Source organism: Acidisoma cellulosilyticum (assembly GCF_020621385.1).
Lineage (GTDB): Bacteria > Pseudomonadota > Alphaproteobacteria > Acetobacterales > Acetobacteraceae > Acidisoma > Acidisoma cellulosilyticum.
On the sequence record NZ_JAESVA010000005.1, the window covers coordinates 114,585 to 132,152 of the forward strand.

The following is a 17,568-nucleotide window of genomic DNA, read 5'->3' on the forward strand; positions in this document are numbered from 1 at the left end:
TTACGCGACCTGCACATCCGTTTTGGCAAAATCCTGGCCAACGAACAGCAAGGGGCAAGCACGTCTCCGAGCGAGCGCGTATGCGAAGCAATCGCCGAAGTTGAGGCCGGCCGGGTGAATACCTTTGCCCCATTGCCGATAGGCCGTGCTGACATCGTAAGCTTGCTCTATCGTGACGGGCACGATTTCGGCCTGCAGTCCCGCAAGCAGGTCAAGGATTGCTGCCTGTTTTCCAAGACGCTCGCCGACGACGAGGAGTTCGGCGAGCGTGCCACCCGACATCAAGATTGTTTCGGTCGGATGCAAAGCCGCAAGGCAGCGCTCAGCCTCCGGCTCATCCTTCAAAATGGCGATCAGTGCGGATGTGTCCAAGACGATCAAACCGGCAGGCCGTGATCGTCATAAAGATCCTCCGCATCCTTTGCGGCCAGGCCATCTTTCGCTGCACCGCGAGCGCGGGCGAGGGCAGCGAGGCGCCGCTCACCGTCGGGTGCAAGACTGACGAGCCTGGCGATTGCTTCGCCACGCCGCGTGAGGATGACTTCCTCGCCTTTCTCAGCGCGACGGACAAGTTCCAGCAATTGGGCTTTGGCGTCACTGACGGCGATTTTCATCGCACTCTCCTCGTGAGGCAAGATTTTGGACCAATGTAATGGTCCATGTCAAAACCTATCCGGCCATCCGCCCCGTCGCCGGGGGTGCCGCCAGCCGCATGCCAGCGCGGGCGGTGAGCGGGCTCATCTGAAACCGCCGGCGAAAGGCCCGAGCGAAGCTGGAGGGGGAGGTGAAACCATGGGCGGTCGCGACTTCGGCCACACCCATGGCGCTCTGTTCCAGCATCCGCTTGGCCGCCGACAAGCGCAGGTCCAGGTAATAGTCATAGGGCGATTGGCCGAGCTGGGCGCGGAACCGCGTCTCCAATGTCCGTCGCAACACGCCGGATTGTGCGGCGATAGCGGTCAGACCCAAAGGCTCTTCCAGATGGCGCTGCATGAGGGTGATGGCACGCGCGAGGGCCGGATCATCCCCCAGCAGGCGGCCGAGGGAGACGACCGGCTGCGGGGTGGAGCCCGGCAGCGTTTGGTCGTAGACAAAGACACTGGCGACGTTCAGCGCCAGCGGCAGCCCATGGTCCTGCCGCAGCAGGGTCAGCATCATATCCAGCGCCGGGGTGGCGCCGCCCGCCGTCCAGCGCTTGCGGTCCATGACGAACCGGTCATTGCGCACCGCGATCTTGGGGAAGCTAGCGGCAAACTCATCCAGATCCTCCCAATGCGTGGTGGCGGCAAACCCGTCCAGCAGCCCGGCGCGGGCCAATTCCCATGAGCCCGCTTCGACGGCGGCCATAATGGCGCCACCCCGGGCGGCGCGGCGCAAATCGGCACGCAAGCTACGATCCGTCATCCGCGTGTTGAAGGACCCGAGCAGGAACAATGCGTCCCGGCTGTCCGCCGGGTCGAAGACGTCATCGACATTGACGGAGAGGCCTGACGTGCTGAGGGCGGAAACGCCCTGGCGGGAGAGCAGGCGCCAGCGATACAGCGGCAGGGCGGCGACGCGATTGGCGGCACGCAACGGTTCGATGACGGCGGCCAGGCACATCAGCGAGAACTGATCCTGCAACAGCACATCGACCCGCATCGGGCCGGACAGGGCGAGGGAAGGCGCCTGCATGATGCTTCTTTCGCAAAACGGACGAAAATCTTCGGAAAATGTATAGCACGCACCGGGCCGCGGTAGCACCCTTTTGGTCAGAGGCGTGACACACGCCGCTTGACCAGCAGACGTCCTCGGAGCCATCGCCCATGAACTGGGATGCTTTCATTACCTGCGCCGTGACCGGCGTCGGCGACAGTGCCGGCAAGAACCCGCATGTGCCGATCACGCCCGAGCAGATCGCCGGTGCGGCGATCGAGGCGGCAAAGGCCGGTGCGGCGATCGCCCATCTCCATGTCCGCAATCCCGAAACCGGCAAGGGCGCGCGCGATGTGGCGCTATATGCCGAGGTCGTACGCCGCATTCGGGAATCCGATACCGATGTCATCATCAACCTGACCGCCGGCATGGGCGGCGATCTGGTCTTCGGCAGTGTGGAAAATCCGCTGCCGCTGAACCCCCATGGCACCGATATGGTCGGCGCCGAGGAACGGTTGGCGCATGTCACCGCGCTGCTGCCCGAAATCTGCACGCTGGATTGCGGGTCGATGAACTTCGCCGAGGGCGACTATGTCATGACCAATACGCCCGGCACGCTGCGCGCCATGGCGCGGCGCGTACAGGCGCTGGGCGTGCGGCCGGAGATTGAGGTTTTCGATACCGGCCATCTCGTTCTGTGCAAGCAGCTCATCAAGGAAGGGCTGATCGATGACCCGGTGATGATCCAGCTTTGCATGGGCATTCCCTACGGTGCGCCGAATGATCCGCAGACCTTGATGGCCATGGTGGCCAATTTACCGCCGGGTGCGGTCTATTCGGCATTCTCCATCGGCCGTATGCAGCTGCCCTATGCTGCCATGGCGGTGCTGGCGGGCGGCAATATCCGCGTCGGGTTGGAAGACAATATCTGGCTGTCGCGCGGTGTGCCGGCAACCAACAGCCAATTGGTCGAGCGCGCGGTGCAGACGGTCACCAGCATGGGCGCGCGCATCATGGGTCCCGAGGAAGTCCGCGCCAAGCTCAAGCTCGAAAAGCGTGTGGGAGCGCTGGCATGACCGCGATCCGTCATTGCGCCATCATCGGTGGCGGCGTCATCGGCGGCGGCTGGGCGGCGCGCTTCCTGCTCGCTGGCCTGGACGTCACGGTCTTCGATCCGCATCCTGAGGCGGAGCGGCGTCTGCGGGAAATGGTCAAGCTCGCCGGCCGCGCCTGGGCGAAATTGATCGCGGCACCTCTACCGCCGCTCGGGCATCTGCATGTCGCCGTCAGCCTGGAGGAGGCGGTGCGCGACGCTGACCTTATTCAGGAGAGCGCACCTGAGGTCGAAGCGATCAAGCAAAAGATCCTGGCCGAGATCGACCGTTTCGCGAAGCCTGATGCGCTGATTTGCTCCTCGACCTCCGGCCTGCTGCCGACGCAGATTTCGGCGATGATGGCGCGGCCGGAGCGTTTCATGGTCGCCCATCCTTTCAACCCGGTCTATCTGCTGCCGCTGGTCGAGCTTTGCGGCGGTGAGAAGACATCAGCCGATAACATCGCAAGGGCGAAGGCTTTCTTCGCTGACATTGGCATGCACCCGCTGCATGTGCGGAAGGAGATAGACGGGTTCATCGCCGATCGTCTGTTGGAAGCCCTGTGGCGGGAAGCGCTTTGGCTGGTGCATGATGGGGTCGCCACGGTCGCGGAAGTGGATGACGCCATTCGCTTCGGCGCCGGCATGCGCTGGGCCTTCATGGGCACCTTCCAGATTTACCGTCTTGCGGGCGGCGAGGCCGGGATGCGGCATTTCATGGCGCAATTCGGCCCGACGCTGAAACTGCCTTGGACCAAGCTGATGGATGTGCCGGACTTTACCGATGCATTGGTCGATCTGGTGGCTGAGCAATCCGATGACCAATCCGGCCAATGGGATTTCCGGGCGCTGGAAGCCAAGCGCGATGATTGCCTGATCGGCATCATGCGGTCACTGAAGGTGCAGGATTTCGGCGCGGGTGCCACCCTGGCCGGATTCGAGAAAGCCCTGCGTGACCGCGCGACGGATGGCGATGCCGAACCGCTGCGGCTGTATGAAGGTCAGGTCCCGGCCGAATGGATCGACTATAACGGCCATATGAACGAGAGCCGCTATCTGGAAATCTTCGGCTATGCGACGGATGCCTTGCTGGCGCGGATCGGCATGGATGACGCCATGCTAGAAAAGGGCTTCAGCTATTATACGGTGGAAACGCATCTGCGGCATCTGGATGAGATCAAGCTTGGCGAATCCTATGTCGCGACCACGCAGATTCTGGCGCATGACGAGAAGCGCATCCATATCTTCCATCGTCTGCTGCATGGCGACGGGCGGCTTTTGGCGACGGCCGAGCAGATGATGCTGTGTGTGGATATGAAGGCGCATCGCGCTACGCCGGCCGCACCGGAAACGCTCTCCGTTCTGCAAGGTCTTGCCGCCGGCCACCGCGCTTTGCCGATGCCGGATGGCGCAGGACGCAGCATCGGCCAGCGCTGAACGACGAAGACGACGAAACAAGACAAGGCTATCCGACTAGAAAAACGCATTGGGGAAAGACAGAGCGATGTCGATCATCGAACGGACAGAAGCCTTACCCGTGGCGCCGACTTTGCCGGCATCGCTCTATCGTGACCCCGCTTTGTTCGAGCGTGAGCGGCGTGAGATTTTCGCGCGCGAATGGCTGCTGTTCGCGCGCAGCGACCAATTGCCCAATGCGGGCGACTTCATCACCGGCACCATCATCGGCTATCCGATCATGCTGGTGCGGCAAAGCGACGGCAAGCTGCGCGGATTCCACAATGTCTGCCGCCATCGCGCGTCGATGCTGACGCAGGAAGACGCCGGGACCATGCCGGGCGGCGTCATCCGCTGCCCCTATCATAGCTGGACCTATAACCTCGACGGCTGCCTTAACCGCGCGCCGGGTTTCGGCGCGGCGAAGGGGGAGGTTGACCCGGCCAATTGGTCGCTGTTCCCCATTTCCGTCGATGAATGGCGCGGACTTGTCTTCATCCGCATCGCGAAGGATGGGCCGGGGCTGATCGATTGGCTGGGGCCGATCGTGCCGCTTGCCGCCCATTATCCGCTGGAAAGCCAGAAGTTCTTCTCGGAAAAGAACCGCGACGTCGATGTCGATTGGAAGGCGTATGGCGAGAATTATCTGGAATGCTATCACTGTCCCAGCATGCATCCCGGGCTTTGCGAAAGCCTGGATATCAGCCGCTATACGATCGATTCCTTCCCTGAGCACGGCTTGTTCCATCTCTATGGTCCGAAGAAGGACGGCGGTATGACGGATGGTCTGTATTTCTATCGGTTTCCGTTCCTGATGCTCAACCTTTATGAATGGGGCAGTTCTATCGCGACGGTGGAACCGCTCGGCGCGGGCAAGCTAAGACATATCAACTGGTATCTATTCTCCGATATCAGCCCGGAAAAAGCTGAGGAGAATGCGCGCTCCGCCGCATGGTCGGCGCAGATCATCAGCGAAGATCTGGAGATCGTGACGGGGGTTCAGCGCAATCTGAATACCGGCATCTATGATCACGGCATTCTCTCGCCACGGCAGGAAAAGGCCGTAAAGGCCTTTCAGGATATGGTTCGCCACGCGATGCCTGGATTGGAGGGCTGACTATGCCGGACAGCACCATCGCGGCCAGCGCAAGACAATACGACGCCATCATTATCGGCAGCGGGCATAACGGTCTGGTTTGCGCCAACTACCTGGCGCAGAAAGGCATGAAGGTCGCCGTGCTGGAGCGCCGGCATGTCATCGGCGGGGCGGCGGTAACGGAGGAAATCCACCCCGGTTTCCGCGCCTCCATCTTTTCCTATCTCATGAGCCTGCTGCATCCGCGCATCATCCGCGATTTTGAACTCCGCCGTCATGGGCTGACGGTGCTGCCTTGCTCGGACATGATCTCCTCCGTTTCCTATGATGATTACATCCTATTCTCGGAGGACATGAAGAAGACGCAGGAAAGTTTCGCCAAATTCTCGCAGCATGACGCGGAAATCTATCCGGTCTTCGATGCCTATCTGCAGGAAGCGACCAAGATCGTGCGCTCGCTGCTATGGGAAACACCCGTCGACCCGGCCAAGCGCGACTGGAAGAATTTTCGCGAATCCGCTGCGATATTATGGAAATACCGCAAGATCGGCCGGAAGATGTATCGCCTCGTCGATCTTCTGACCATGAGCGCCTATGACTATCTGCGCGAATGGTTTGAGGATGATCGGGTCATGGCCTGCCTCGCCTATTACGCGTCTATCGGCACCTTCGCGGGTCCGAAAACCCCAGGCTCCGCCTATGTCATCATGCATCACATCATGGGTGAGCACGAAGGCGCGGGCGGTTGGGGATTCATCAAGGGCGGCATGGGGGCAATTACGCAGGCGCTGGCGTCTTCCGCGCGGGAGAAGGGGGTTGAGATTTTCACGGAGGCTGCCGTTGGTGAAATCCGCGTCTCGGGCGGCCGCGCGACGGACGTGGTGACGACCAAGGGCGATGTTTTCCGCGCGCGGGTTGTCGCCTCCGGGGTCGATGCCAAGACGCTTTATCTGAATATGCTGCCCGAAAGCGCCGTGCCGGCCGATGTCTTGCGGGAAGCGCGGAATTACCGGACCTTCTCGACCGCCTTCAAGATGAACATCGCCTGCGAAAGGCCGCCGCAATATCGGATTCTGGAGAAGGCCAAGGCAGATGGGTCGCTGGGCAATTTCCCTTACCCGACCTATTGCCATATTGCACCCGATATCGATTATCTTGAACGCGCCTATGACGATGCGAAACATGGCTGGTATTCGTCCGAACCGTTTATGACGCTGTGTACGCCGACGATCGTGGATGACACGCTGGCGCCGCCAGGCAAGCATGTCGTGAACGTCTTCGGCGGTCATGCGCCCTATAAGCTGAAGAATGGCGACTGGGCGGTGGAGAAAGAGAAATTCAAGCAGACCGTCTTTAAGGCGATCGACAATTACGCGCCCGGCTTTTCCGGCGACATCATCGCCGAGCAGACGCTGATTCCGCCGGATCTGGAAGCGATCGTGGGGCTGCCGCAGGGGCATATTTTCCACGGAGAGCTATCCGCTGACCAGCTGTTCTTTCAGCGCCCGGTCTCAGGCTATGCCGATTACCGCACGCCGGTGAAGGGGCTTTACCTCTGCGGGTCCTCCACCCATCCGGGCGGCGGCGTCTCGGGCATTCCCGGCCATAATGCGGCGCGGGAAATCTTGCGGGATGTGAAGTCCCGCAAGATCTAATGTCTTACTTCATCTCGGCCAGGGCAAGGTTCAGCTGCACGACATTCACGTTGGTCGTGCCGATGAAGCCGAGCGCAGGCTGTGTCGCGATCCGGTTGACGAGGGCGACCACGTCCTCCACCGGCAGATGCCGTGCGTTGGCCACGACCGGCGCCTGGGCCAGCGCATTGGCGAGCGAGATATCCGGATCGACGCCGGAACCCGAGCTTGTCACCGCATCAGCCGGAACGGAGCCCGCGCCATAGGTCTTATGCCAGGACGCGATGCGGCTCTTGATCGCAGCAAGCAAAGTGGCACTCGTCGGCGCCAGGTTCGACGCACCTGATTCCGAATCGTCATAGGGTGTCGCCACGGCATTGCCCTTGGCATCGGTGCCCATCAGCGCGGAAGGGCGCGGATTGAACCAAGCGGGGCCGGTGAAATTCTGTCCAATGATGCCCGAGGCAACCGGCCGTCCCTTCTGCATAATCAGGCTGCCGCCAGCCTGGAAGGGAAAGACCGTCTGGGCGACCTGGGTGAAAATCCCCGGTATGATGAAGCCGAGTGCGATGGTGAACAGAACCACCAGGGACAAGGCAGGGCGTATTTCGCGGATCATGGAATGATCTCTCAAAGGTCAGGAAAATATGTGGAAGGCGTGCAGCACGACATCGATTGCCTTGATGCCGACGAAAGGCGCCAGAATGCCGCCCAGGCCGTAGATGAGCAGGTTGCGGCGCAGGAGCGCCCCGGCACCGATGGCCCGAAACCGCACGCCGCGCAGCGCCAGCGGCACCAGGGCCACGATGATGATGGCATTGAAGATGACGGCCGAGAGGATGGCACTTTCCGGTGACGACAGATGCATGATGTTCAGCGCCTGCAGGCCCGGATAGGCACCGACGAAGATCGCCGGCAGAATGGCGAAGTATTTCGAGATATCGTTGGAAATACTGAAGGTCGTCAGCGCACCACGGGTGATGAGCAATTGCTTGCCGATCTCCACAATCTCAATGAGCTTGGTGGGATCGCTGTCCAGGTCGATCATATTCCCGGCCTCGCGCGCGGCCTGGGTGCCGGTCTGCATGGCGACACCGACATCGGCCTGGGCCAAGGCCGGCGCGTCATTGGTGCCGTCGCCGCACATGGCGACAAGCCGGCCCTCCGCCTGCATCTTGCGGATATAATCGAGCTTGTCCTGCGGCGTTGCCTCGGCAATCACGTCATCCACGCCGGCTTCGGCCGCGATGGCGGCGGCGGTGATGCGGTTATCGCCCGTCACCATCACCGTGCGAATACCCATGCGGCGGAGTGCGGCAAACCGCTCCTTGATGTCCGGCTTCACGATGTCCTTGAGTTCCACCACGCCGAGCAGGCGATGATCGACGCTGACGGCCAGCGGCGTGCCGCCGGCGCCGGCCACGCGGCGCACGGCATCGGTGAAGGCTGCCGGCGGCTCTGTGACACCGATCGCACGCAGCACGGAATCGACAGCCCCTTTGCGGATGCTTTGTCCTGGCAGATCCAGACCGGAGAGGCGCGTATTGGCGGAGAAGGGCACGACCGTCGCGCCATCAGGCGCCTGCACGGTCAAGCCAAAGCGGTCGCGGACGAAGGTGACGATGGAGCGGCCTTCGGGTGTGTCGTCACCCAGCGACGACATCGCCGAAAACTGCGCCAATTCGCGCTCCGTCACGCCCGGCACCGGGTAGATCCCGGCGGCCATGCGATTGCCGAAGGTTATGGTGCCGGTCTTGTCCAGCAGCAGCGCATCGACGTCCCCGGCCGCCTCCACCGCACGACCCGAGGTCGCGATGACATTGAAGCGGATCAACCGGTCCATGCCAGCGATGCCGATGGCCGAGAGCAAGCCGCCGATCGTCGTCGGGATCAGACAGACCAGCAGGGCAGCCAAAACAGCGACGCCGAGATTGGTGCCGGAATAAAGGCCCAGCGGCACGATGGTCACGACCGCGATCAGGAAGATGATGGTCAGGCCAGCGAGAAGAATATCGAGCGCGATTTCGTTCGGCGTCTTGCGGCGTTCGGCACCCTCCACCAATGCGATCATGCGGTCGAGGAAGGTCGAACCCTGTTCGGCGGTGATGCGCACCACCAGCCAGTCGGACACGACCTGCGTGCCGCCCGTCACCGCTGACCGGTCACCACCGGACTCGCGGATGACAGGGGCACTTTCGCCGGTAATGGCACTTTCATTGACCGAGGCGATGCCCTGCACGATCTCCCCGTCCGAGGGGATAAGGTCCCCGGTTTCGACCAGGACCAGATCGCCCTTGTGCAGATCGGGGGCCGGTGTTGGCTTGAACATATGCGGTTCACGCGGATCGAGGATGAGCTTCGCCATCGTATCCGTCCTTGCCCGGCGCAGGCTTTCCGCCCGCGCCCTGCCGCGCCCTTCCGCCATGGCCTCGGCGAAAGTCGCGAACAGAACCGTCAGCCAAAGCCAAACAGCGACGGCGAGGGAGAAGGCGGCACCCCGGCCATGCACCATCTCCTCGATGCCGACGACGGTGGTGAGCATGGCCACGACTTCCGTGACGAAGATCACCGGGTTGCGCATCAATGTGCGCGGGTTGAGTTTCAAGACCGCGTCGCGCGCGGCGCGGGTCAGGATCGCGCGGTCAAACAGCGCGATCTGTTCTGCATTCTGCGTCATGTTCTATGGCTTCTTTGCGAGTGCCAGATCAATAAGTCTTGCCGGCGAAGAGCTGAAAATGCTCCGCGATCGGGCCCAGCGTATCCGCCGGCATGAATTGCAGGCCGCCGAGGATGATGATGACGCCGATCAGCAGACCGGTGAACAGCACTGTGTCGGTCGGGAAAGTGCCCGATGATGCCGGCAGTTTCGGCTTGGCAGCGAGCGATCCTGCGATGGCTAGCACCGGGATCAGGAAGGCGAAGCGGCCGAACAGCATGGCGGTGCCAAGGCCGTAGTCCAGCCAAGGCGTATCGGCGCTGATACCGGCCATGGCGGAGCCGTTGTTTTCGCTCGCCGATGTCCAGGCATAGATCATCTCGCTCAACCCATGCGGCCCGGCATTGGCCATGGAACTGAGACCGGTCTTGCTGATCACGGTATAGCCGGTGCCGACAAGGATGAAGAACGTCAGGATCAGGAAAGACAGCATCGCAAGCTTGATCTCCTTCGCCTGGACCTTCTTGCCGAGATATTCCGGCGTTCGCCCGACCATGAGGCCGGCGACGAAGACACTGAGCAGCGCGAAGACGATGATGGTGTAAAAGCCTGACCCGACACCGCCGGGCGCGATTTCACCCAGCTGCATCATGAAGATCGGCACCAGCCCGCCGAGCGGCATATAGCTGTCGGTGAAGCTATTAACGGCGCCGGTGGAGGTGCCGGTGGCCGAGACATTGAAGGTTGTGGACGCCGCAATGCCGAAGCGTGTCTCCTTGCCTTCCATATTGCCGGGCGCCGCGCTGATGCCGGCCGCGACATGCAGCGGGTTGGCGTGGGATTCGGCGGCATAGGCGCCGATAACGCCGGCGCCGAGGATGATCGCCATGGCGGCATAAAGCACAAAACCCTGGCGGGGTTTGCCGATCATGCTGCCGAAGGCGATGGGCAATGCGAAGCCGGTGACCAGCAGCAGCACGTTTTCAAGGATATTCGTCCAGATCGTCGGGTTTTCGAAGGGATGGGCGGAGTTTGCGTTGACAAAGCCGCCGCCATTGGTGCCGAATTCCTTGATCGCTTCCTGGAAGGCCATGGGGCCGATGCCGATGGTCTGCGCGCCACCGACGATCGGGTGAACCGTCGCGAAGGGCGCGAAACTCTGCGGCACGCCGGACCAGACCAGGAACAGGCCGGCGACGATGCTGACAGGCAGCAGCAGATACAGCGTGATGCGCGTCAGGTCGGCGTAGAAATTACCCAGCGAGGCGATGCTCGACGCCGTGAAGGCGCGCATGACGGCGCCGGCTACGGCAATGCCGGCAGCGGCCGAGACGAACATATGCACGCACAGGCCGAACATCTGCGCGCCGTTGGAAATCTGGGCTTCCGGCACATAGGCCTGCCAGTTGGTGTTGGTCGCGAAGCTGACAGCGGTATTGAAGGCCAGACGCGGCGACATGCCGCCAATATGCTGCGGATTAAAGGGCAGATATTGCTGCAGACGCAGGATGGCATAGAGAATAACGACGTGAATGACACTGAGGAGAAGCAGAGCCACCGTATATTCCTGCCACTGCATCGGCCGGTCAGGATTGATGCCGCAAATGGCGTAGATGCCGCGCTCGACAGGGGCGAGGAACCGCACCTGCCCCTTGAGGATGCGGGCGATGTAAAGGCCGAGCGGAATGGCCGCGCCCAGCGTAAGCAAGGTAATGAGGGCGATGTAAGCCCAACCCGAGACTGTCATGATATGGTTGATCCGTGGCCGGGAAAATCAAAAATCTTCGGGGCGCAGCAAGGCCCAGAAGAGGTAGACGAGCAGCAGGCCAGAAACGCCGCCGCCGAGAATGAGATCGAGCATGGCTCAGACCTTTCGACAAAATGTAACGAAACCGATCAGAAGCATGAAAATGACCGCCGTATAGGCGACCGTGATCACGTCCCCCATGATGAAACCCCACTCTTGAGACGATAGGCAGGGTGCCGGCCCGGGGCGTTAAAACGCCATTCGCGAAGCGGCAGCGCTGCATAAAAATGAAATTAAAAACGGCGCGGCGCGCGCTGCCTTTGCAGGCGCTGTTCTTCCCGGATCGCGGCCAGCGCCAGAAGGGCCAGCAGCGCGGATAGGCAGAGGATGACGACAATCAGGTTCAACACGGCACCCTGTCCGATGGTTCAAACGGACAGTTTCAATACGCGGGGATTGCGTTAAAGCGCGATGCGGTTTGGGCTACCGGCGCGTTAAAGCGGAATTAAAGGGGCTGGCCTGCCCTTGCCTTAGCCCGGCAAAAGCCGATCTTGATTGGTAAGGAAGCCAGTCGGCGGCGCGGGAGCAGGACTTGGATAAATTGGATAGGAACCCTGCCGACCGGCCGCTGAAAGCCATCGGTGCGCTGACCGCCCTCGGCATCGTCTATGGCGATCTCGGCACCAGCCCGCTTTATACCTATCAGACCATCGTCGCGGATGCCGGCGGCCATCCTTCGGCCAGGGTTGCGCTCGGGCTGCTCTCGCTCGTCATCTGGGCGCTGATCGTCACCGTCTCGGTCAAATACTGCGTCTTCGTGATGCGGGCGGATAATAGCGGGGAGGGTGGCATTCTGGCGCTGATGTCCCTTGTCACCAAGCGTGTCGGCGGGGAGCGGTCAAAGACCACGGCGGCCCTTGTCGCCATGGGCCTGTTCGGCGCGGCGCTGATTTACGGTGACGGCATCATCACGCCCTCCATCTCCGTGCTCAGCGCGCTGGAAGGGGTGAATGTCGTCACCACCAGCCTGCAGCCCTATGTGCTGCCGGCGGCACTGGCCATTCTGGTCATTCTGTTCGTCGCACAGCGCTGGGGCACGGCGCGGATCGGCCGGTTGTTCGGCCCCATCATGCTGGTCTGGTTCGCGGTCATCGGCCTGCTGGGACTGATGGCCGTGATCCGCCATCCGGGCGTGCTGGCGGCGATCGACCCGACCTATGCCATCGGCTTTCTGGTCCGGCATGGCGCCCGCAGCTTGTTCGTCCTCGGCGGCGTCTTTCTGGCGATCACGGGCGGGGAGGCGCTTTACGCCGATATGGGGCATATCGGGCGCGCGCCCATTCGCGCCGCCTGGTCCTTCATCGTGCTACCCGCGCTGCTGCTGAGCTATGCCGGGCAGACCGCGCTGATCATCTCAGACCCCGGTCTCAGCGGAAATCCCTTCTTCAGGCTCGCCCCCGGCTGGGCGATCATCCCGCTGGTTGTGCTGGCGACCTTCGCCACCATCATCGCCAGCCAGGCCATCATCACCGGGGCGTTTTCCTTGACCCGCCAGGCGATCCAACTCGGCTGGCTGCCCGGCGTCATCATCCGCCAGACCTCGGACGAGGAATATGGCCAGATCTATGTGCCTTCGGTGAACTGGCTGATGATGGTCGCGACGCTGGCGCTGACCTGGGGTTTCGGCAGTTCCGCGAAGCTGGCCGGCGCTTACGGCACGGCGGTTTCCACGACCATGCTGCTGACGACGGCACTGCTGTTCAATGCCATGCTCGACGTCTGGCGCTGGCCGCTCTGGGTTGCGGCTTCCGTCAGCGGGGTCTTTCTGCTGGTCGATCTTGGTTTTTTCACCGCCAATCTGCTCAAGATCGCCGAGGGCGGCTGGATTCCGCTCGTGCTGGGTGCCGCGATCTTCATCGCCATGCGGACCTGGCGGCGGGGCATTCAGGCCATGCGGGCAAGGATCGATGAGGAGGAGAAGGCCCCCAACCAGCTCATGGCCGATCTCGCTGCCGGGCGGGTAACGCGCGTGCCGGGCACGGCGGTCTTCCTCAGCCGCACGGACACGGCCGTGCCCATCATGCTGACGCGGCATGTGGCGCAGATGGGCGCGCTGCAGGAAAGGGTGGTGACGCTGACGCTCGTCTTCGAGGAAGTGCCGCGGGTGGCCGTGGCCGATCGGGCGCAGGTGGAGCAGATCGGGCCGGATTTCTGGCATGTCCGCGTGCATTTCGGCTTTGTCGAAGTGCCCAATGCCATGGTGGCGTTGGCCAGTGCCCGCGCCAATGGCTGCCCCATCGACCTGGATCAGGCGGTTTTCTTTGCGGCGCGCGATCATGTGGTGCGCGGGGCGACAAGTCATCGGCTGCCGGCCTGGCGGCGTGCGATCTTCAGCGTCATGTATCGCAACGCTGTCCGTTCGTCAGACCGGTTCGATCTGCCGGCCGACCGCTTTCTGGAAGTCGGCCGACAGGTGGAGTTGTAGACAAAACGCCGTCACACTTGGGCGGTTGTCGACCAACGCAGCCATCGGCAGTTTGCGCAGTTGACCGCAAAAGCGGTCAATTGCGATGCATGGATTGAATCCGCGAGCGCAAGAAGATCCATGAGCGTCCCGCTGCTGAGACGGTCTGTCCAAATTAACCCTCTTATCCTTGAAAGCGCATCGGATTATGCCTCGTTCATCATGCCTGATCAGAGAGTGACATCACCGCCCGCCGCCCCAATCAGTTTGGGTGCGTCTGAGCATGCCTCGGCGGAGCCCGTTGGCCTGTCGAAAGCGATCGTTTTCCTTTTCGCTTTGGCCTGCGGTGCCACGACCGCCAATGTCTATTATGCGCAGTCGATCGCGGGACCTATCGCAGACAGTCTGCATCTGCCGAGAAGCCTGGCGGGTCTCATTGTGACGACGACGCAGCTCGGTTATGGGCTCGGTCTGTTCTTTCTGGTCAGCCTCTCCGATCTCGTCGAAAATCGCCGTCTTGTCCTGATGACGACCTCCGGAACCGTCCTGAGCCTCGTTTGGGTCGCGATCAGCCTGTCGGCGCCGAGCTTCCTGGCCGCTTCGCTTGTTCTGGGCATCTGCGCGGTTGGCAGCCAGATTCTCGTTCCACTCGCGGTCCACCTGTCGCCGGAGAAGCAGCGCGGGCAGGTTATCGGCAGCATCATGGGTGGCTTGGTGACCGGCATCATGCTGTCCCGACCATTGGCGAGTTTTCTGGCGGCGCAATTGGGTTGGCGCGCCATATTCGTCCTGTCAGCCGCCATCATGCTGAGCGTGCTGCTGTTACTGGCGCGCAGCCTGCCTGCCTGGAAGCCCCATCCCAGTCGCGGCTATTTGATGACCTTGCTCTCCACCCTGCGTCTGCTCGCAACGGTGCGCACGCTTCAGCGCCGGGCAGCCTATCAGGGCACATTGTTCGCGGTCTTCAACCTGTTCTGGACCGGCGTGCCGCTGATGCTGCACACACGGTTCGGCTTGGGAAAAATCGGCATCGCGGCTTTTGCCTTGGCCGGTGCGGCGGGCGCCCTGGCGGCACCCATCGCCGGTCGCGTGGCAGACAAAGGCGGATCGACCATCGGCACAGGCGTGGTCCTGTTGGGCTCAGCCATCGCACTTCTTATCAGCGGCTGGGGCCAAGCCGCCGGATCCATTCTCATCCTCGTGGCCGCGGCTTTGATTCTCGACGGTGCCGTCCAGGCCAATCAGGTCTTCGGCCAGCGCATCGTTCAGAGTATCGATCCCAGAGCGCGGGGGCGGCTCAATGCAGCCTATATGACGGTCGTCTTCCTGTGCGGTGCGGCTGGGTCCGCACTCGGGTCCCTGACCTATTATCATGGCGGCTGGTGGCTGACGGCCTCAGTCGGGGCGCTGATGGCCCTGGGCATCTTCCTGGTTTTCCTGACGGAATCTCCGAGGTCCCGCTTGCCGGTCCGGTGACCTGGCGCCATTGCCCTCTGCATCTGCCGCTACAGGCTTGGCAGCAAGGGCCAATGGCGGGCAGGCCCGGTGTTTGACGGAACAAATGCGTCGATATTGTCTTGTTTCAACGCCCGCTAAACGACGCTCGCACTCCCGAGCCGACAGTCTCCTTTCAAATTGTGTGAGCCTTGGCTTACTGAGTTTTCACCGCAGCGCATTGCAGGCTAGAAGCTTCACTTCATGGAAAGCTTGCCCGCACAACCGCTCCGCCTGTCCTCCCTCGCTTTGTTCGGGGCCTTTTTCCAGGCCGGGCTGATGGGTTTCGGGGGGGTATTACCGATGATCCGCCGCGTGATGGTGGAGGATCGGAAATGGCTGACCCCGGCCGAGTTCAATGAGCTGATCAGCCTCTGCCAGTTCCTGCCCGGTGCCAATGTCGCCAATATGGCCGTCATCTTCGGCTCCCGCGTTTGCGGCCCGCAGGGCAGCGTGGCAGCGCTGCTGGGCCTGCTCGGCGCGCCGGTCGCCATCGTGCTGGTCATTGCCGAGCTATATGCCCGCTATGGGGAGTTGGCGCCGGTCAGGCATATGGTGACCGGCCTCTCCGCCGGTGCGGCAGGGCTTATTCTGGCGACGGCGCTGAAGATCGCCATGCCGCTACGCACATCGCCGCTCAATCTGGTGGTGGCAGCGCTGGCCTTCGCGGCGCTCGGCATTGTCCGGCTGCCCTTTTTGCCCAGCCTCTGCGTCCTCGTGCCGCTCAGCATGGTGCTTGCCGGGTGGAAGCTGCGGGCATGAGCCATCTTCTGGCGCTGGCGCTGATTTTCGCGGAACTGTCCTTCCTGGCCATTGGCGGCGCGTCGACGACGCTGCCAGCGATGGAGCACGCGGTCGTCCATCAGCAGCATTGGATGAGCGCCACGGAATTCGTCCGCCTCTATGCGCTGGCCCAGGCGGCACCCGGGCCGAATATGCTGGCGGTGACGCTGTTCGGTTGGGAAGTCTCCGGCATCGCGGGCGCCATCGTCGCGACGCTCGCCTTCCTGCTGCCGGCCTGCGCGCTGGCTTTCGTCATGGGCCATCTGTGGGTGCGGTTCCGCGACCGGCAATGGCGCAAGGTGGTGCAGGCGGGGCTGGTGCCGGTGACGGCCGGGCTGATGGTCGCGGCCGCCTATCTGCTCGTGCGCGACGCGGCGGTGGATTGGCGAGCCTTGGTATTGTCAGCCGGTGTCGCGATCGGCTGTCTGTTCACCAAGCGCCACCCGCTCTGGTTCCTCGGGCTGGCAGCGCTGGCGGGGTTGATCGGTTTTCGCTGACCCTTTGATAAGAAACGAAAACCTTCCCATCAGGTGACGCCACCTGATGGGATATCGCTTTATTTCACGCTGGAAAATGACGTCGGCATCAGGAATTCATTGGCGATCGAGGCGACGATAGGCTTCTCACGCTCGGTCTCGTTACGTTGAGCCACCCAGTCGGCGTCAGCGCCGAAGGCGGCCCATTTCTGTTCGCGCTCGGCCAGGCTTTCCCAGGCCAGCATATAGGTCAGGCTGTGATTGCTCTCACCCACCAGGGTCGTCCAGAAGCCGGCCTGGCGGATGCCGTATTTTTCGAAATAGCCCAGTGTGATGGTTTCAAACCTTTGGAGCAGGGCAGGTAAGCGTCCGGGCAGGCAGTGATAGGTACGGAGTTCGTAGATCACGCGCGTTCATCCTTGAGATGGGGCGGATATCGCCCGACTTTTGAGATTTTTTCTAGCTTTTGTTCAAAAGAGCCACCTGATCTTGGCAGCGCGGAACTCTAACGGCTCCAGCCGATTTTGCATAAAAAGAATGCGGCTTGCACATATGTGCGCCATTCGCATGAGAAAGATAAGCGGCGGCAGCGTTATGCTGCGCTGCCGCAACGGCTATCTCGGACCCAAGCCGATCACCGGTGTTCAAACGGTGGTCGAGGCCGGACACACAGGTGCCCGGCATGGTTTGGAGATGATACTATGAAGAGCATGATCCTCGCGGCCGTTGCCGCCGTTACCCTGGGCATGACCGGTTCGGCCCTGGCCGATGCGCCGGTTCGCCACAGCCTGTCCGGCGCCGAACAGGCCCGTAACTCGACGGTGCTGCCGAGCCAGCGCCCGTCCTACCTCGCGCGCAACTCGACGGTGCTGCCGAGCCAGCGCCCGTCCTACCTCGCCCGTAACTCGACGGTGCTGCCGAGCCAGCGCCCGACCTATCTCGCGGGCAACTCGACGGTTCTGCCGAGCCAGCGTCCGGCCTACCTCGCCTGATCAATCCGGCGAGCGCATGAAAAAGGCCGGTCCCTCGCGGGGC

At 62.2% G+C, this 17,568-nt stretch carries 17 protein-coding genes; 9 read left to right on the forward strand and 8 right to left on the reverse strand.

The genetic code is table 11. The features are described 5' to 3' along the window. From ACELLULO517_RS15395 to ACELLULO517_RS28925, 3 genes are read right to left on the reverse strand one after another with little or no spacing between them, the layout of a single operon-like run. A complete protein-coding gene (locus tag ACELLULO517_RS15395; protein WP_227308299.1) occupies positions 1-372 on the reverse strand; it encodes a type II toxin-antitoxin system VapC family toxin in 372 nt (123 codons plus the stop codon). 5 nt (positions 373-377) lie between these two features. Beyond that, positions 378-614, reverse strand: a complete 237-nt coding sequence (locus ACELLULO517_RS15400; RefSeq protein WP_227308300.1) for a type II toxin-antitoxin system Phd/YefM family antitoxin — start codon at positions 612-614, stop codon at positions 378-380. A gap of 55 nt (positions 615-669) precedes the next feature. Next, positions 670-1,674: a GlxA family transcriptional regulator gene (locus ACELLULO517_RS28925; protein WP_319796431.1), complete on the reverse strand. Its 1,005-nt coding sequence runs from the start codon at positions 1,672-1,674 to the stop codon at positions 670-672. Between the two features lie 131 nt (positions 1,675-1,805). Here ACELLULO517_RS28925 and ACELLULO517_RS15415 point away from each other — a divergent pair, with 131 nt between their 5' ends. From ACELLULO517_RS15415 to ACELLULO517_RS15430, 4 genes are all read left to right on the forward strand, one after another. Beyond that, positions 1,806-2,711, forward strand: a complete 906-nt coding sequence (locus tag ACELLULO517_RS15415; RefSeq protein WP_227308301.1) for a BKACE family enzyme — start codon at positions 1,806-1,808, stop codon at positions 2,709-2,711. Then, positions 2,708-4,165, forward strand: coding sequence for a carnitine 3-dehydrogenase (locus ACELLULO517_RS15420; protein ID WP_227308302.1), 1,458 nt, complete (start codon positions 2,708-2,710; stop codon positions 4,163-4,165). Before ACELLULO517_RS15415 ends, ACELLULO517_RS15420 begins: the two co-directional genes overlap by 4 nt. A 67-nt stretch (positions 4,166-4,232) precedes the next feature. Continuing rightward, the gene (locus tag ACELLULO517_RS15425; protein ID WP_227308303.1) at positions 4,233-5,300 is read left to right on the forward strand and encodes an aromatic ring-hydroxylating oxygenase subunit alpha; all 1,068 of its coding nucleotides are present in this window, start codon (positions 4,233-4,235) and stop codon (positions 5,298-5,300) included. A gap of 2 nt (positions 5,301-5,302) precedes the next feature. Next, positions 5,303-6,934: a phytoene desaturase family protein gene (locus ACELLULO517_RS15430; RefSeq protein ID WP_227308304.1), complete on the forward strand. Its 1,632-nt coding sequence runs from the start codon at positions 5,303-5,305 to the stop codon at positions 6,932-6,934. A 4-nt stretch (positions 6,935-6,938) separates the two neighbouring features. On the opposite strand, the gene kdpC is transcribed toward ACELLULO517_RS15430, so the two are convergent. The 4 genes from kdpC to kdpF are packed head-to-tail and all read right to left on the reverse strand — an operon-like array spanning position 6,939 to position 11,430. Next, entirely contained in the window at positions 6,939-7,532 is a 594-nt protein-coding gene (gene kdpC, locus ACELLULO517_RS15435; RefSeq protein ID WP_227308305.1) for a potassium-transporting ATPase subunit KdpC, read from the reverse strand. Positions 7,533-7,550: 18 nt separating this feature from the next. After that, the gene (kdpB, locus tag ACELLULO517_RS15440; RefSeq protein ID WP_227308306.1) at positions 7,551-9,590 is read right to left on the reverse strand and encodes a potassium-transporting ATPase subunit KdpB; all 2,040 of its coding nucleotides are present in this window, start codon (positions 9,588-9,590) and stop codon (positions 7,551-7,553) included. Positions 9,591-9,618: 28 nt separating this feature from the next. Next, complete coding sequence (gene kdpA, locus ACELLULO517_RS15445; RefSeq protein ID WP_227308307.1) at positions 9,619-11,316, reverse strand: potassium-transporting ATPase subunit KdpA; 1,698 nt, start codon at positions 11,314-11,316, stop codon at positions 9,619-9,621. A gap of 27 nt (positions 11,317-11,343) precedes the next feature. Further along, entirely contained in the window at positions 11,344-11,430 is an 87-nt protein-coding gene (gene kdpF, locus ACELLULO517_RS29050; RefSeq protein WP_227308698.1) for a K(+)-transporting ATPase subunit F, read from the reverse strand. Between the two features lie 487 nt (positions 11,431-11,917). On the opposite strand from kdpF, the gene ACELLULO517_RS15455 reads away from it, so the two are divergent. From ACELLULO517_RS15455 to ACELLULO517_RS15470, 4 genes are all read left to right on the forward strand, one after another. Beyond that, entirely contained in the window at positions 11,918-13,801 is a 1,884-nt protein-coding gene (locus ACELLULO517_RS15455; protein ID WP_319796432.1) for a potassium transporter Kup, read from the forward strand. Positions 13,802-14,017: 216 nt separating this feature from the next. Continuing rightward, positions 14,018-15,256: an MFS transporter gene (locus ACELLULO517_RS15460; RefSeq protein ID WP_227308308.1), complete on the forward strand. Its 1,239-nt coding sequence runs from the start codon at positions 14,018-14,020 to the stop codon at positions 15,254-15,256. A 222-nt stretch (positions 15,257-15,478) separates the two neighbouring features. Further along, on the forward strand, positions 15,479-16,036 hold the full coding sequence (locus tag ACELLULO517_RS15465) for a chromate transporter (RefSeq protein WP_227308309.1): 558 nt from the start codon (positions 15,479-15,481) through the stop codon (positions 16,034-16,036). Then, positions 16,033-16,554, forward strand: a complete 522-nt coding sequence (locus ACELLULO517_RS15470; RefSeq protein WP_227308310.1) for a chromate transporter — start codon at positions 16,033-16,035, stop codon at positions 16,552-16,554. Before ACELLULO517_RS15465 ends, ACELLULO517_RS15470 begins: the two co-directional genes overlap by 4 nt. A gap of 59 nt (positions 16,555-16,613) precedes the next feature. Here the strand turns inward: ACELLULO517_RS15470 and ACELLULO517_RS15475 are convergent, their stop codons facing one another. Further along, positions 16,614-16,940, reverse strand: a complete 327-nt coding sequence (locus ACELLULO517_RS15475) for an NIPSNAP family protein (RefSeq protein ID WP_227308311.1) — start codon at positions 16,938-16,940, stop codon at positions 16,614-16,616. Between the two features lie 294 nt (positions 16,941-17,234). Between ACELLULO517_RS15475 and ACELLULO517_RS15480 the strand changes: the two genes are divergently transcribed. After that, positions 17,235-17,525: a hypothetical protein gene (locus ACELLULO517_RS15480; RefSeq protein WP_227308312.1), complete on the forward strand. Its 291-nt coding sequence runs from the start codon at positions 17,235-17,237 to the stop codon at positions 17,523-17,525. Positions 17,526-17,568 lie beyond the last annotated feature (43 nt).

Coding starts and splice junctions, on each gene's coding strand:
- ACELLULO517_RS15415 (WP_227308301.1), top strand. CDS start 1,806: ATGAACTGGGATGCTTTCATTACCTGCGCCGTGACCGGCGTCGGCGAC.
- ACELLULO517_RS15470 (WP_227308310.1), top strand. CDS start 16,033: ATGAGCCATCTTCTGGCGCTGGCGCTGATTTTCGCGGAACTGTCCTTC.
- ACELLULO517_RS15465 (WP_227308309.1), top strand. CDS start 15,479: ATGGAAAGCTTGCCCGCACAACCGCTCCGCCTGTCCTCCCTCGCTTTG.
- kdpF (WP_227308698.1), bottom strand. CDS start 11,430: ATGCTCGATCTCATTCTCGGCGGCGGCGTTTCTGGCCTGCTGCTCGTC.
- kdpC (WP_227308305.1), bottom strand. CDS start 7,532: ATGATCCGCGAAATACGCCCTGCCTTGTCCCTGGTGGTTCTGTTCACC.
- ACELLULO517_RS15480 (WP_227308312.1), top strand. CDS start 17,235: ATGAAGAGCATGATCCTCGCGGCCGTTGCCGCCGTTACCCTGGGCATG.
- ACELLULO517_RS28925 (WP_319796431.1), bottom strand. CDS start 1,674: ATGCAGGCGCCTTCCCTCGCCCTGTCCGGCCCGATGCGGGTCGATGTG.
- ACELLULO517_RS15400 (WP_227308300.1), bottom strand. CDS start 614: ATGAAAATCGCCGTCAGTGACGCCAAAGCCCAATTGCTGGAACTTGTC.
- ACELLULO517_RS15420 (WP_227308302.1), top strand. CDS start 2,708: ATGACCGCGATCCGTCATTGCGCCATCATCGGTGGCGGCGTCATCGGC.
- kdpA (WP_227308307.1), bottom strand. CDS start 11,316: ATGACAGTCTCGGGTTGGGCTTACATCGCCCTCATTACCTTGCTTACG.
- kdpB (WP_227308306.1), bottom strand. CDS start 9,590: ATGACGCAGAATGCAGAACAGATCGCGCTGTTTGACCGCGCGATCCTG.
- ACELLULO517_RS15425 (WP_227308303.1), top strand. CDS start 4,233: ATGTCGATCATCGAACGGACAGAAGCCTTACCCGTGGCGCCGACTTTG.
- ACELLULO517_RS15430 (WP_227308304.1), top strand. CDS start 5,303: ATGCCGGACAGCACCATCGCGGCCAGCGCAAGACAATACGACGCCATC.